The organism is Marinobacter shunpengi (genome assembly GCF_045449695.1).
GTDB lineage: Bacteria > Pseudomonadota > Gammaproteobacteria > Pseudomonadales > Oleiphilaceae > Marinobacter.
The window spans coordinates 34,007-47,737 of the sequence record NZ_JBJJKZ010000017.1; the positions used below are offsets into that span (position 1 = coordinate 34,007).

Consider the following 13,731-nt stretch of genomic DNA (forward strand, 5'->3'; position numbering starts at 1 on the left):
CCTTACGGGCTTATGCACCAGGGCCGGTTGTTGTAATCGATGGTTTTCAGGGATGATGTACGGGGCTCCGCCAGGCCGCCGCAGATGCCGGGTTGGCGGAACGACGGTGTCCGTAAGGGAGCATGTCCTTGTCGAGAGCTGCGCTGATTTTCTGGCTGTTGCTGATCCTGGTCATGGTGGCCGTGGACTACTATCGGGCCTGGCAGTATATCCCACCGGAATGGAATCCCTGGGCCCGGGTTGAACTGGATCATCCCATGACACCGATTACCCGCCTGAAACTCACCGGTCTCCGGGACGACCAGCAACAATGCACGGAGTTGCTGGCCACCGCCCCGGACGCCTGGCTGGATCATTTACCGCTGGAGGACTATACCCCGGTGGAATCCTGCCCGCTTACCAATGTGGTCCGGGTCAGCCGAACCAGTGTCGAACTCAGCTCCACCTTTACCGCCACCTGCCCATTGGTGGCGGCGTGGGTGATGTTCGAGCAGCAGCACCTCCAGCCCCTGGCCCGGCAACACCTGGGCAGCCCGGTGGCACAACTGGACCACTACGGGACCTTTGCCTGTCGCAATATCTACCATCGCGAGAACGCGCGGCGCAGCGAGCATGCCCGTGCCGCCGCCCTGGATGTAGCGGCCTTCCGCCTGGCGGACGGTCGGCGTATTTCTGTGCTGGACGACTGGGACAATGAGCAGGAACCGGCCCGGAGCGAGTTCCTCAAGGATGTTCACCAGGCGGCCTGCGACTACTTCGGTACGGTGCTGGGACCGGACTACAACCAGCCCCACGAAAACCACTTCCACCTGGATACCAGCCGGTTCGGGATCTGCCGTTAAGGCGTTATTCAGAGACTCCTTAAGCAGGCGGGATAGCAGACCCGAAGACAAAGCTGTCCATGGACAGCACGCCGTGTTCGATGCCGCCTTCAATCAGCGTTGCGGCTGCGCCTTCGCCGGCCGCTCCCGCCGCCACCAGCAGTGGCAGGAAATGCTCGCTGGTGGGATGAGCCCGGCTGGCATGGGGGGCCTCCCTGAGGGTGTTGAGCAGGCACCGGTGATCCCGGGTCAGCACGACGTGGCGTACCCAGTGACTGAAATCGCGGGCATAGTCCGCTCCCCGTTCCCTGCCCCAGTTCACCTCATGGAGATTGTGGGTCAGGCTGCCGGAGCCGACGATCAGCACGTCGGCGTCCTGCAGGGGGGCCAGGTCCCGGCCCAGTTGCCAGGCCGAACGGCTATCCAGGTCTATCGGCAGGGATACCTGGAACACCGGCACCGAGGCATCCGGGTACAGGTAACGCATGGGCACCCAGGCGCCGTGGTCCAGCCCTCGCTCCGGCTCAGGGGCCGGTTGCCAGCCGGCCTCCTCCAGGTGTTCCAGTGCCTGTCGGGCCAGGTCCGGATGTCCCGGGGCCGGATATTGCAGGTCATACAGCGCCTTCTCGAAGCCCCGGAAATCATGGATGGTGGCGGGCGCTGGCGAGAGACCCACCTGCAGGTCCCGGGTCATCCAGTGAGGCGACACCACCAGCACGGCAGCCGGCCGGGGCAGTTGCCGGCCCAGCCGGGTGAGGGCCGGGCCCGCCAGGCCCGGCTCCAGTGCAAAGGTGGGGGCGCCATGGGAAATGAACAGACTCATACCTCTAGCCTCCTCCCGTGGGTGTGATCAGGCTCGGGCCAGCAGACGGTCCACCGAGGCCCGGCCAGCACCACTGAACAGCAGCGAAACCGAGACCGCCAGCAGGGCCAGGCCGAATTCGTAGCCGTTGTTGCTCATGAACAGGCCGTTACCGATATGCACGCTGAAGATCGCGATAAGCATGGCGAAGGCCAGTACGGCAGCTGCGGGACGCACCAGCAGGCCGACAATGAGTGCAAGGCCACCGAAGAATTCCGCGGCCCCGGCCAGCAGGGCCATGACGATGCCCGGGCCCAGGCCGATGGAATCCATCCATTGGCCGGTGCCTTCCAGCCCGTAGCCACCAAACCAGCCAAACAGTTTCTGGGCGCCGTGGGCCACAAAGATAATGCCTACGGGAATGCGCAGGGCGAGTGCACCCCAGCCAGCGTTGGTGGACAGCAGTTTGTTGATGAATGCGTTGTTCATAATCAGGTCTCCCAGGTGTGTGAATATGGGAGTAGATTATCGGTATCGATATTCGGGATAAATAAGCCTATATTGAATTAATTGTTCCTGATAATGAGATAATCGACCATGGACCGATTGCTGGAAATGCAGACCTTCTGCACCGTAGTGGAGGCGGGTAGCTTTGTGGCCGCGTCCGAACACCTTGGGGTTTCCAAGGCGGCGGCGTCTCGCTATGTCAGTGAGCTGGAATCCCGGCTGGGGGTCAGGTTGCTGCACAGGACCACCCGACGGTTGTCCCTGACGTCGGAAGGCGAGGTGTTCTATATCCGTTGCCGTGAGCTGCTGGCGTCGGTGGAGGAGGCGGAAGCGGAGGTCACCTCCCGGGGGGATGTGGCCAGGGGCATGCTGCGCATCAACGTGCCGGTCAGTTTCGGGATCAGTCATCTGGCGCCCCTGTGGGGACAGTTTCACGAACGCTTTCCCGAGGTGGAACTGACCATCGACCTCTCGGACCGCACCGTGGATGTGGTGGAGGAGGGCTACGACCTGTCCGTTCGGATAGGCAGGCTACGGAATTCCACCCTGGTCAGCCGGCGCATCGCCACCACCCACCTGAAACCCTGTGCCTCGCCGGACTACCTCCGGCGCCACGGCGAACCGACCCACCCCCGGGAGCTGGCGGACCATCGGGTTATTGCCTACAGCTACTTCACCGGCGGTAACGACTGGCCCTTCAGCGGACCGGAGGGCGAGGTCAGTGTCCGCACCCGCCCCTGGATGGTCGCCAGCAACGGGGAAACCTGCGTCGCCACGGCCCTGGCGGGCCAGGGCATTGTGCTGCAACCGGGGTTCCTGGTGAACGAGGCGCTGGAGGCCGGCACCCTGGTGGAGCTGATGCCGGACTATCCGTCCACGGAGCTGGGGGTGTACGCCGTCTATCCGACCCGCAAGTTCGTCACCCCCAAGGTGCGGGCGCTGGTGGACTTCCTGGTGTCTGCCTTCCCTGACTCCCTGTAATGCGGGCTGCCGTTACTCCCGCGGACTCCCGGCCTCCGGCTTTGCGGAGGTCGTTGACGGTTTCAGTAACGGACGCTTGCTGTCGGCATTCAATATCATCAGTGCCAGCCCCCCGGCCACCATGCCCCAGAACGCCGATCCCACATCAAACAGGGTCACGCCCGAGGCGGTCACCAGGAAAGTGATCAGGGCCGGTTCCCGGTGGGATTCCTCACGCAGCGCCGTCACCAGGCTGTTGGCGATGGTATTGAGCAGGGCAAGACCGGCAATGGCGAAGATGAATTCTTTCGGAAAGGCCGCGAACACCGCACCCACGGTGGCGCCAAACAGGCCCACCAGCAGGTAGAAAAAGCCGGCCGCCATGGCCGCAACGTAGCGCTTGCCGGGATCTTCGTGGGCCTCCCGGCCGATGCAGATGGCGGCGGTGATGGTCGCCAGGTTGATCGCGAAGCCGCCCAGGGGCGCCAGCAACACGGTGGCGGTGCCGGTCCAGCCAATCAACGGCGATGCCGGCGCGTTATAGCCCGACGCCCGCAGTACCGTGAGCCCGGGCAGGTTCTGGGAGGCCATGGTTACCACGAACAGGGGCAGAGCCACGCCGATCAGGGCGTCCAGGGTAAAGGTGGGTGTCACCCAGACGGGGGTTGCCACTGCCAGTTCCACCGCCGCGAAATCCACGGAGCCCTGCACCAGGCCGATGGTCGCACCCAGCACCAGTGGCACCAGGATGGCGTAGCGGGGGATCAGTCGCCGGGCCAGCAGGTACGAGGCGAACATGGCGAACACCAGCCCGAACGACGAATTCAGCGAGGCAAAGGCATCCAGCCCGAACTGCAGCAGGATGCCCGCAAGCATGCCGGCGGCAATGGACAGGGGGATGCGGTTCATAACCCGTTCGAACCAGCCGGAGAAGCCGGATACGGCCATCAGCAGCCCCGACACGATAAAGGCACCAATGGCTTCCGACATGGAAATGCCGGAGGCCCCTGTAATCAGCATGGCGGCGCCGGAGGTGGACCAGGCGGTGGCAATGGGCATGCGGTAGCGCAGGGACAGACCAATGCTGGTCACCGCCATGCCGATACCAAGGGCCAGCAACCAGGAGCCGACCTCTTCCGGTGAGGCGCCCAGGGCCCGGGCGGCCTGGAAGATGATCACCGCCGAGCTGGTGTAACCCACCAGCACCGTGACAAAACCCGCGTTGATGGCGGACAGGGACAGATCCTTGAGAAACTTCATGACAGATTCCATGGGTTCATGGGGCCGTTCACCCCGATGTGTCGGCCCCGATGTATGATCAGGTTCGTTTGCGCCGCCGTTCGGAGACCGGTTCGCCAGCGACGCCCCAGTTGTCCATATCGACCTCATCAATCACCACGAATGTGGCCGAAGGCGGTTTTTCCAGGACCTCAAACAGTAGCTGTGTGGTTCCCTCAATCAGCCGGGCTTTCTGCTCCCGGGTGACGCCGGTGTCGGTAACGCGGATATTAACGAATGGCATGGATGTCTCTCCTTGGATCGGTGCCCCGCCAATCCTGCGGGGCGCTGGATTCAGGCGGCCTGGTGAGCCTGTTCCTGTTCCACGGCTTTTACAAACGAGGGGTGTTGCGCGAGGTCGGTTAACAGGCGCTGGACGTTCTCTCCGACCGGGATATCCACCGGAAACAATTCGCCCCAACTGGCGTACACCGTGAGCATCATATCCACGACGGTCGGTTGCGCGCCACAGACAAAGGGCGAAGTGGCCAGGGTGCGGTCCACGGTTTGCCACAGGTCGCTGATCATCCGGGCAGCCTGTTCCAGGGCCGCCAGGCGGGTTGGTTCATGGTCGATGTGCTGGCTGATGAAAAACAGCCTGCCGTAGGCCGGGTGCAGGGTGGCGTTGGCGAACATCAGTTGCTGGGTGAAACGGGCCCGGTCTGCACCGGGGCATGGCAGCATGGCATGCGCATGCTTCTCCAGCAGGTAGAGTACAATCGCCGCGCCTTCCCGCAACACCAGGTCGTTGTCCACCAGCACCGGCACCTGGCCGGTGGGGTTGAGTCTGGCGAAGTCCGGCGACGGGTTGCGATGGACCAGTTGAACGTCTGCGCCCAACTCGATCAGCAGGGCATGAATGGCGCGCGAGCAGGCGCCGGGCAGGTAGTAAAGTGTGTACATGTGGGGCTCCTTCCGTTGATGATGTCACTGGGGCAACCAGTGTTTGAGGAGCATAGATCCAGTGGTTACCAAAAGATACCTGGTTTCTTTAAGTTATATGATTCTCCGGTTACCGCCTGGTAACCAGGTGATCTATAGTTACCCATTGTCGAAAGTCGATCGTCTGGGGGATACCGATGGCGATCGGCGCGCAGAAGGAGACGCTGGACCATGCTACCAAGGCGCAAGAACCCCGTGGAAGAACCACCGGAGCAATGCCCGCTGAATGAATGCCTGAGTATCATCGGCGGAGCCTGGACCCCCAATATCATCTGGTACCTGAGTGAGCGTCCCCGACGATTCAGCGAACTTAAGGATGATATTCCCGGCATTTCCGCCAAGATGCTGACCGCCCGCTTGAAAAAGCTGGAGGCCGACGGCGTGGTGGAAAGGCGGGTGGAACCCACCTCACCCCCCAGCGTGGAGTACCGGTTGACGGAACTGGGCGGTGAACTCAAGCCGGCCATCGATGCCATTGTCAGCGTCGGACACAGGCTGAAGGAGTTAAATGGCTGACGCCGACAGCAAAGAACCGTCGTTTAACCCAACTGGAGGTTGTCGTGGCGTATTCGCCAACAGAAGACACCTATCGCTGCCTGGGAAAGGGATATTCCAATGAAACCTCAACACATTGCCATCATCGGTGCCGGCACTGCCGGGCTTGCCTCCGCCACCCTGCTTGCCCGGCAGGGCCATCACATCACACTGTTTGAACGAGCGGAATCCCTTGCGCCGGTGGGTGCCGGGTTACTGTTGCAGCCCGCCGGGCTGGATGCCATGGCGGAGCTGGGGTGCCTGGCGACGATCCGGCAATATGGCCAGCGGGTTGATGCCCTGTACGGCTGCACCACCGATGGGCGGGCCATCATGGATGTGGCCTACCGGGATCTGGGCCAGGGGGAGCAGGTAGCCGGCCTGGGGGTGCATCGTGCCGCCCTGTGCCATGTGCTGGATGAGGCACTGGCGGACCTGCCCCATGAGCGCCGGTTCGGCTGTGAAGTACTCTCACTGGGTGACGCGGCCACCGGCACCATGGTGGCCTTCCGGCAGCAGGATCAGACCAGCCAGGAACGTTTCGACGGCGTGCTGGTAGCCAACGGCAGTGCCAGCACCCTGCGCCCGCGATCCCTGGTCCGCTATAACCGCCAGTATCCCTGGGGAGCCATGTGGCTGATCCGCCCGCTGACCGATGGCCTGGCGACCTTTTCGAAGCCGCTGCTGCAACAGCGTTACCAGGGCGCTCACCGCATGCTGGGCATGCTGCCTACGGGCACGGTTCCCGGCAATGGCAGCCAACCCATGGTCAGCTTTTTCTGGAGCCTGCCGGTGGCTGACATGGCTTCCTGGCAGGAAGATGACTTTCCCCTGACCCACTGGAAGCGGGAAGTCACGGACCTGTGGCCGGAGCTGGGCCCGTTGGTGGAAAGCATCGGTTCCGCCAGTGACCTGGTGCCCGCCACGTATCGCGACGTGGTCCTGGATCACTGGGGCGAGGGGCGGATCGGGGTCATCGGCGATGCCGCCCATGCCATGAGCCCGCAACTGGGCCAGGGGGCCAACATGGCCCTGCTGGACGCCGTGGCCATGGCCCGGGCCCTGGCCGACTGTCGTCGCTGGGAGGAGGTGTGGCCGCATTATGCCAACCAGCGCCGGGGTGCCATCCGTTTCTATCAGCGCATGAGTTGGTGGCTGACGCCGCTGTTCCAGTCCAACCTCAAGGGTGCCGCCGGTCTGCGGGACCTGACACTGCCCCTCTCCCGCAAGGTGCCCTGGCTGCGCAGGCAGATGGCGGAAACCGTTGCGGGTCGAAAGCAGAAGTGGTTGTAGTTCGTAACGGTCGGGGGCGATCAGGGTGAGGTAGTGGCTGACGCGGCCCGGTCAGAGACCGCTACCGTGACGGCCGGATCAAACACCAGCCGCAGATGTGTGCGATACGCATGCACCTGTTCAATCAGCGCCTTATTGTCGTCCAGCACTCTCGCCAGCACGATGCCTCCCTCCAGGCAGGAGCTGAACATATCGGCCAGGGCCTCAATGGAAACCGGAACCCGGGCCGGATAGCGCCCGGCGATGATGGTCAGCCGGTCGAGCACCATGGTTCGCCATTCCATCAACCCGTCCTTCATGCGCTGGCGGACAATGTCGTCAAACTGCTGCATTTCGTAGGTGAAGGCCGCCACCAGACACCCGGGGTGGGTGGAAGTCATTCCGCCGACCATCTCCGCCAGCAGGTTGAGGAAGATCAGCAGTCGCTGTAGTGGGTCCTCACTGAGGCTGTCGGCGCGTTCAAGCAGTTCACCGAAGACCTGCCGGTCCTGCTCCAGGTAGCGTTCCACCAGCGCTTCCGCCAGGGCACTCTTGCCGTTGAAGTGATAGAAGAAACCGCCCTTGGTAATGGCCGCCTTCTCAAGGATGTCCTCAATGGAGGTGCCCACATAGCCCTTCTGGAGAATCAGCGACTCTGCGGTGGCCAGAATCCGTTCACGGCTGCTGTTGGTGCGTGTAGCCATCCTTAACTGTACCTCCGGTCCAGTAAAAGACCCTGTCCTGTCACCGATCGTCATACTTCCGGGGCTAATGAACCTAATCCACTGATTATAAATCAGAAAAATAATGAAAAAGTCCGTACTCCCGGTCCACTGCTTTCCGGCGCGGGCCTCCCTAGACTGTCTGTTGTCCGGCCGGATACTTCGAATTGCAACATTGTGCAAATAGTAAACGATTAGTGCGGGGAAGGGGAATGTATCCATACCGGTTACGCCCCCGGGCGTGGTACCCCGCGTCATGGCAAATGGCCAAGGAGTGAAACGAAATGACTGCGAAATACCGAAACCACCTGCCACAACTGGACAACCGGATCTTCCTGCTGGACGGCGGACTGGAATCCACGCTGATCTTTCTGGACGGTGTGGAACTGCCCCTGTTTGCCGCCTTTGACCTGTTGTCCACCAGGGAGGGCGAACAGAAGCTGGAGGCGTACTTCGAGCCCTATGTGGACATTGCCCGCAAGTCCCGGCGTGGGCTGATCCTGGAGACGCCCACCTGGCGGGCCAGCAAGGCCTGGGGGCAACAGCTTGGCTACAGCGAGGCGGAACTGGCGGACGCCAACCGCCGGGCCGTGGCCTTGATGGTGCGCATCCGTGAGCGCCATGAGACCCCGGAAACGCCCATGGTAATCAGTGGCTGCATCGGCCCGAAGGGCGATGGCTACACCCCGTCCGGAGAGCTGACTATCGAGGAGGCCCGGGCCTACCATCAGTCCCAGATCGATACCTTCAGGGACACCGCCGCCGACCTGGTGGCCGCACTGACCCTGAACACGGTTGAAGAGGCCATCGGTATCGTCCAGGCGGCGGTGTCCGCCGGCATGCCTTCCGTGGTGTCATTCACCACGGAAACCGATGGCCGGCTGCCAAGTGGTGTCAGTCTGGGGGAGGCCATCCGCACCGTGGACGAGGTAACGGACGCTGCGCCAGCCTACTACATGATCAACTGCGCTCATCCCGAGCACTTCAGCAAGGGGCTGGAGCCTGGCGCCGACTGGACCCGCCGCATCCGGGGGCTGCGTGCCAATGCCAGCCGCAAGAGTCATCAGGAGCTGGATAACAGTACGGAACTGGACGACGGCAACCCGGCGGAACTGGGAGAGCTGTACGCGTCGTTGCGTGAACGTTTTGATCACCTGACCCTGCTGGGAGGATGCTGCGGTACCGATGTCCGCCACATCCAGGCAATTGACACCTGTTGCCGACACTGACGGCCGCCCGGTAGAAAGAAAACCCTCGTTCAGCCGCTGCGAGCGAGGGTTTCTACATTGCGGGGGAGGCTACTGAACGTTGTCTCCGCCCTCACCAATCACCAGGGACTCCGACGCATACTCACCTCCACCCAATGCCCGGTACAGGGTGATCCGGTTCGCCAGCCGCAGCAGTTTGGTGTCCACCAGGGCCTGGCGGGCGCTGAGCAGTTCCCGCTGGGCATCCAGTACTGCCAGGTAATCGTCAGCACCGCCTTCATAGCGGGCCTGGGCCAGGGTCAGCGAACGCTCGGTGGCCTGCACCAGGCTGGCCTGGGCTTCCACCTGCTCCGCCAGGTAGGCGCGGGCGGCCAGGGCATCGGCCACCTCCTGGAAGGCGGTCTGGATGGCCTGCTCGTAGCGGACCACGGCCTTGTCCCGGCGGATCTCCGCCACATCCAGGCTGTCCTGCAGCCGTCCGGCGGTGAAGATCGGCAGGTTGATACTGGGGGCGAAGGACCAGGTGCCGGAGCCACCCTCGAACAGCCCGGACAGGTCGGCGCTGGCGGTGCCGGCGGACCCGGTCAGGGTGATGCTCGGGTAGAAGGCCGCCCGGGCCGCGCCGATGTTGGCGTTGGCGGCCCGTAGGTTGAACTCCGCCTGGCGGATGTCCGGCCGCTGCAGCAGCACGGAGGAGTCCAGCCCCGCCGGCACACCGGCCAGCAGCGTCACCGACGGGTCGATCACATTGCCTTCCGGCGTTTCCGGTACCGGGCCGCTCACCAAGACCGACAGGGCATTGCGATCCTGTTCCACCTGGCGACGTAGCTGTGCCCGGCTGGTGCGGGCGGTTTCCAGGGCAATTTCGGCCTGGCGGACATCCAGCTCCGCGGCCAGCCCGGCGTCGAAGCGCTGGCGGACCAGGTCCACCGAGGCCTGCTGGGCCTCCACCGTGTCCTCGCTGATGCGCAGCTTCTGGCCATCGGCCAGTAGTGTCAGGTAGGCGTTGGCCACTTCGGACACCAGGGTGATCCGGGCACTGCGGCGGGCGGCCTCGGTGGCCAGGTAGCTTTGCAGGGCGGATTCCTCCAGGCTGCGCACCCGGCCGAACAGGTCCAGCTCATAGGCGGCCACGCCCAGGCCCACGCTGTACTGACTGGTGATGGTGCTGTCACCGGTGCCGCTCAGGTCCGCCGGCAAACGCTGGCGGGTACCATCGGCACTGGCGCCGATTTCCGGGAACAGGGCGGCACCCTCGATGCCGTATTGCGCCCGGGCTTCGGCCACATCCAGCATGGCCAGTTCCAGGTCACGGTTATTGGCCAGGGCGGTGTGGATCAGGGCCCGTAGCTGCGGGTCCGGGAACAGGGTTTCCCAGCCCGGCAGGACCACCGTATCCACATCCTGGTTGCCGTCGCCCACCGCTTGCGGCACCGGGGCGTCCGGTGTCTGGTAATCGGGAATCATGCTGCAGCCGCCGAGGGTCAGGGCCACGGCCAGCGCGGGTATCAGGGCCTTCATGACGGATTCTCCTGTGATTCCAGGACCTGATGGTCGTCGTTGGTGTCGTCCCGGTGACCGTGCAGGGGCACGCCGGAGATCCGGCGTACCAGCACATAGAACAGCGGGATGAAGAAGATGGCCAGCACGGTGGCCGCCACCACGCCACCGAACACGCCGGTGCCGATGGCGTGACGGGCGCCGGACCCGGCCCCGGAGCTGAGCATCAGCGGGGTAACGCCGAGGCCGAAGGCCAGAGAGGTCATCAGGATCGGGCGCAGCCGCATGCGGGTGGCTTCCAGGGTGGCCTGGAGCAGGCTACGGCCTTTCTTCTCCAGATCCTGGGCGAATTCCGCGATCAGGATCGCGTTCTTGGACGACAGGCCGATGGTGGTCAACAGACCCACCTGGAAGAACACGTCGTTGTTCAGGCCTCGGAGATTGGCGGCCAGCACGGCGCCGATAATGCCCAGGGGCACCACCAGCATCACCGAGAACGGAATCGACCAGCTTTCATAGAGGGCGGCCAGGCACAGGAACACCACCAGCAGCGACAGGGCATAGAGGAGTGGCGCCTGGTCGCCGGACTGGATCTCCTGGTAGGACAGACCGGTCCACTCGAAGCCGAATCCGCCGGGCAGTTCCGCGGCCAGTTCCTCCATGGCGGCCATGGCGTCCCCGGTGCTGAAGCCGGCGGCGGCATTGCCCTGGATGTTTATGGACGAGACGCCGTTATAACGCTGCAACTGCTGGGCGCCGTAGGTCCACTCGCCGGTGGCGAAGCTGGAGAAGGGCACCATCTCGCCATCGCCGTTGCGCACGTACCAGTTGTCGATATCCTCCGGCAGCATGCGGAAGGGAGCGTCCGCCTGGACATAGACCCGCTTGATGCGGCCCCGGTCGGCAAAGTCGTTGACGTAGCTGGAGCCCCAGGCCACCGACAGGGTGGTGTTGATATCCGCCAGGGAGACGCCCATGGCGCGGGCCTTCTGGCGGTCCACATCCAGACGGTACTGGGGTGCGTCCGGCAGGCCGTTGTAGCGCACCTGGGTCAGGGCGGGGTTCTGGTTGGCCTGGCCCAGCAACTGGTTGCTGGCGTCCACCAGGGCCTGGTGACCCTGGCCGCCCTGGTCCTGGAGCTGGAAGTTGAAGCCGCTGGCCACGCCCAGGGCCGGGATGGCCGGCGGGTTGAGGGCAAAGATCACCGCCTCACGCACCTGGGAGAAGGCCCCCATGGCACGGCCGATGACGGCATTTACCCCGTCCTGCTCCAGATCCCGTTCGCTCCAGTCCTTCAGCCGCACGAAGGCGAGGCCGGAGTTCTGGCCCTGGCCGGCAAAGCTGAAGCCGGCCACGGTAAAGACGGATTCCACCGCCTGGGACTCCTCTTCCAGGAAGTAGTGTTCCACCTTGTCCAGCACCTCCAGGGTTTGCCCCTGGGTGGAACCCACCGGCAGTTGCACCTGGGTCAGCAGGATGCCCTGGTCCTCTTCCGGGAGGAAGGCGGATGGCAGGCGCATGAAGCTGAAGGCCAGTACGCCGACAATCACCACATAGAGGAAGCTGTAGCGCCCCCAGCGGCCGATGATCTTGCCCACACGACCCTGGTAACGGTTGGCGGCACTGTCGAAGCTGCGGTTGAACCAGCCGAAGAAGCCGCCCTTGGTGTTGTGGTCGCCCTTGTGGGACTTGAGCATGGTGGCGCACAGGGCCGGTGTCAGGATCAGCGCCACCAGCACCGACAGCACCATGGCGGACACAATGGTGATGGAGAACTGGCGGTAGATGGCGCCGGTGGAGCCCGGGAAGAACGCCATGGGTACGAACACCGCCGACAACACCAGGGCGATACCCACCAGCGCGCCGGTAATCTGGCCCATGGACTTGCGGGTGGCCTCGACCGGGCCCAGGCCCTCTTCCGCCATCACCCGTTCGACGTTTTCCACCACCACGATGGCGTCGTCCACCAGCAACCCGATCGCCAGTACCATGCCGAACATGGTCAGGGTGTTCACCGAGAAGCCGAAGGCGTAGAGCACCCCGAAGGTGCCCAGCAGCACCACCGGCACCGCGATGGTGGGGATCAGGGTGGCGCGGAAGTTCTGCAGGAACAGGTACATCACCAGGAACACCAGGGCGATGCCCTCGAACAGGGTCTTCACCACCTCCATAATGGAGATTTCCACGAACGGCGTGGTGTCGTAGGGATAGGACACTTCCAGGCTGTCCGGGAAGTATTCGCTGAGTTCCCCGATACGCTCCCTGACCTGCTCGGCTGTGTCCAGAGCATTGGCGCCGGAGGCCAGGTTGATGCCGATGCCGGCGGAGGCCTTGCCGTTGTAGCTGCCAACGATGTTATAGGACTCCGAACCCAGCTCAATCCGGGCAACGTCCGCCAGGCGAACCCGGGAGCCGTCTGCGGTGACCTTGAGCAGGATCTCGCCGAATTCCTCGGGGGTTTCCAGCAGCGTCTGCACCACGATGGAGGCGTTCATCTGCTGGTCTTCCACCGAGGGCGCACCGCCCAACTGGCCGCCGGCCACCTGGTTGTTCTGCACCTCGATGGCGCCGGTCACGTCCGCGGGAGTCAGGTTGTATTGGTTGAGTTTGTTAGGGTCCAGCCACACGCGCATGGCGTACTGGGCGCCGAATAGCTGGACCTGGCCCACACCCTGGGTGCGGGAGATGGGGTCCTGCACATTGGCGGCGACATAGTCGGCAATGTCCGACTGGCTCAGGCTGTCGTCGCTGGAGGTGAAGGCCACCACCATCAGGAAGCTGTCCGACGACTTGGTGACCTGCACACCTTGCTGTTGCACCACCTGGGGCAGGCGCGGGGTAGCAAGCTGCAGTTTGTTCTGTACCTGCACCTGGGCGATGTCCGGGTCGGTGCCGCCAGCGAAGGTCAGGGTGATCTGGACATTGCCGGAAGAATCACTGGTGGAGGACATGTACAGCAGGTTGTCGATGCCGTTCATTTCCTGCTCGATGACCTGGGTTACCGAGTCCTCCACCGCCTCGGAGGAGGCACCGGGGTAGTTGGCGGAGATGGTCACCTCCGGCGGCGCTACCGTGGGATACTGCTCCACCGGCAGGTTGGTAATGGCCAGGGCCCCCGCCAGCATCATGATGATGGCGATCACCCAGGCAAAGATGGGGCGGTCGATAAAGAAGCGTGCCATGGT

General features: G+C 63.6%; 13 protein-coding genes. 5 read left to right on the plus strand and 8 right to left on the minus strand.

Translation table 11 applies throughout. The features are described from left to right. Positions 1-128 precede the first annotated feature (128 nt). A complete protein-coding gene (locus ACJO2E_RS15375; RefSeq protein ID WP_406964980.1) occupies positions 129-842 on the plus strand; it encodes an extensin-like domain-containing protein in 714 nt (237 codons plus the stop codon). Between the two features lie 19 nt (positions 843-861). Here the strand turns inward: ACJO2E_RS15375 and ACJO2E_RS15380 are convergent, their stop codons facing one another. Together ACJO2E_RS15380 and ACJO2E_RS15385 are read right to left on the minus strand one after the other, a co-directional pair. Continuing rightward, the gene (locus ACJO2E_RS15380; protein WP_406964982.1) at positions 862-1,644 is read right to left on the minus strand and encodes a dioxygenase family protein; all 783 of its coding nucleotides are present in this window, start codon (positions 1,642-1,644) and stop codon (positions 862-864) included. Positions 1,645-1,671: 27 nt separating this feature from the next. After that, entirely contained in the window at positions 1,672-2,112 is a 441-nt protein-coding gene (locus ACJO2E_RS15385) for a DoxX family protein (protein ID WP_406964984.1), read from the minus strand. Positions 2,113-2,220: 108 nt separating this feature from the next. On the opposite strand from ACJO2E_RS15385, the gene ACJO2E_RS15390 reads away from it, so the two are divergent. Continuing rightward, the gene (locus ACJO2E_RS15390) at positions 2,221-3,111 is read left to right on the plus strand and encodes a LysR family transcriptional regulator (RefSeq protein ID WP_406964985.1); all 891 of its coding nucleotides are present in this window, start codon (positions 2,221-2,223) and stop codon (positions 3,109-3,111) included. Between the two features lie 12 nt (positions 3,112-3,123). Here the strand turns inward: ACJO2E_RS15390 and ACJO2E_RS15395 are convergent, their stop codons facing one another. Genes ACJO2E_RS15395 through ACJO2E_RS15405 form a run of 3 tightly spaced genes read right to left on the minus strand, consistent with a single transcriptional unit; the run spans position 3,124 to position 5,271 of the window. Continuing rightward, a complete protein-coding gene (locus tag ACJO2E_RS15395; RefSeq protein WP_406964986.1) occupies positions 3,124-4,350 on the minus strand; it encodes a benzoate/H(+) symporter BenE family transporter in 1,227 nt (408 codons plus the stop codon). Between the two features lie 58 nt (positions 4,351-4,408). Further along, positions 4,409-4,612, minus strand: a complete 204-nt coding sequence (locus ACJO2E_RS15400) for a tautomerase family protein (RefSeq protein ID WP_406964987.1) — start codon at positions 4,610-4,612, stop codon at positions 4,409-4,411. A 50-nt stretch (positions 4,613-4,662) separates the two neighbouring features. Then, positions 4,663-5,271: a glutathione S-transferase family protein gene (locus tag ACJO2E_RS15405; RefSeq protein WP_406964988.1), complete on the minus strand. Its 609-nt coding sequence runs from the start codon at positions 5,269-5,271 to the stop codon at positions 4,663-4,665. Positions 5,272-5,481: 210 nt separating this feature from the next. On the opposite strand from ACJO2E_RS15405, the gene ACJO2E_RS15410 reads away from it, so the two are divergent. Both ACJO2E_RS15410 and ACJO2E_RS15415 read left to right on the plus strand, forming a co-directional pair. After that, a complete protein-coding gene (locus tag ACJO2E_RS15410) occupies positions 5,482-5,826 on the plus strand; it encodes a winged helix-turn-helix transcriptional regulator (protein WP_406964990.1) in 345 nt (114 codons plus the stop codon). Positions 5,827-5,925: 99 nt separating this feature from the next. Next, the gene (locus ACJO2E_RS15415) at positions 5,926-7,137 is read left to right on the plus strand and encodes an FAD-dependent oxidoreductase (RefSeq protein WP_406964991.1); all 1,212 of its coding nucleotides are present in this window, start codon (positions 5,926-5,928) and stop codon (positions 7,135-7,137) included. Between the two features lie 20 nt (positions 7,138-7,157). Here the strand turns inward: ACJO2E_RS15415 and ACJO2E_RS15420 are convergent, their stop codons facing one another. Next, entirely contained in the window at positions 7,158-7,820 is a 663-nt protein-coding gene (locus ACJO2E_RS15420; RefSeq protein ID WP_406964992.1) for a TetR/AcrR family transcriptional regulator, read from the minus strand. 302 nt (positions 7,821-8,122) lie between these two features. Here ACJO2E_RS15420 and ACJO2E_RS15425 point away from each other — a divergent pair, with 302 nt between their 5' ends. Continuing rightward, the gene (locus ACJO2E_RS15425; RefSeq protein ID WP_406964993.1) at positions 8,123-9,067 is read left to right on the plus strand and encodes a homocysteine S-methyltransferase family protein; all 945 of its coding nucleotides are present in this window, start codon (positions 8,123-8,125) and stop codon (positions 9,065-9,067) included. Between the two features lie 69 nt (positions 9,068-9,136). Here the strand turns inward: ACJO2E_RS15425 and ACJO2E_RS15430 are convergent, their stop codons facing one another. Further along, entirely contained in the window at positions 9,137-10,567 is a 1,431-nt protein-coding gene (locus ACJO2E_RS15430) for an efflux transporter outer membrane subunit (RefSeq protein WP_406964994.1), read from the minus strand. After that, a complete protein-coding gene (locus ACJO2E_RS15435; protein ID WP_406964995.1) occupies positions 10,564-13,728 on the minus strand; it encodes an efflux RND transporter permease subunit in 3,165 nt (1,054 codons plus the stop codon). The genes ACJO2E_RS15430 and ACJO2E_RS15435 overlap by 4 nt, the downstream gene beginning before the upstream one ends. Positions 13,729-13,731: the final 3 nt, after the last annotated feature.

Bases quoted from the DNA above. Each gene is read 5' to 3' on its own strand.
- ACJO2E_RS15380 (WP_406964982.1), bottom strand. From the start codon at position 1,644: ATGAGTCTGTTCATTTCCCATGGCGCCCCCACCTTTGCACTGGAGCCG.
- ACJO2E_RS15385 (WP_406964984.1), bottom strand. From the start codon at position 2,112: ATGAACAACGCATTCATCAACAAACTGCTGTCCACCAACGCTGGCTGG.
- ACJO2E_RS15390 (WP_406964985.1), top strand. From the start codon at position 2,221: ATGGACCGATTGCTGGAAATGCAGACCTTCTGCACCGTAGTGGAGGCG.
- ACJO2E_RS15395 (WP_406964986.1), bottom strand. From the start codon at position 4,350: ATGAAGTTTCTCAAGGATCTGTCCCTGTCCGCCATCAACGCGGGTTTT.
- ACJO2E_RS15400 (WP_406964987.1), bottom strand. From the start codon at position 4,612: ATGCCATTCGTTAATATCCGCGTTACCGACACCGGCGTCACCCGGGAG.
- ACJO2E_RS15405 (WP_406964988.1), bottom strand. From the start codon at position 5,271: ATGTACACACTTTACTACCTGCCCGGCGCCTGCTCGCGCGCCATTCAT.
- ACJO2E_RS15410 (WP_406964990.1), top strand. From the start codon at position 5,482: ATGCTACCAAGGCGCAAGAACCCCGTGGAAGAACCACCGGAGCAATGC.
- ACJO2E_RS15415 (WP_406964991.1), top strand. From the start codon at position 5,926: ATGAAACCTCAACACATTGCCATCATCGGTGCCGGCACTGCCGGGCTT.
- ACJO2E_RS15420 (WP_406964992.1), bottom strand. From the start codon at position 7,820: ATGGCTACACGCACCAACAGCAGCCGTGAACGGATTCTGGCCACCGCA.
- ACJO2E_RS15425 (WP_406964993.1), top strand. From the start codon at position 8,123: ATGACTGCGAAATACCGAAACCACCTGCCACAACTGGACAACCGGATC.
- ACJO2E_RS15430 (WP_406964994.1), bottom strand. From the start codon at position 10,567: ATGAAGGCCCTGATACCCGCGCTGGCCGTGGCCCTGACCCTCGGCGGC.
- ACJO2E_RS15435 (WP_406964995.1), bottom strand. From the start codon at position 13,728: ATGGCACGCTTCTTTATCGACCGCCCCATCTTTGCCTGGGTGATCGCC.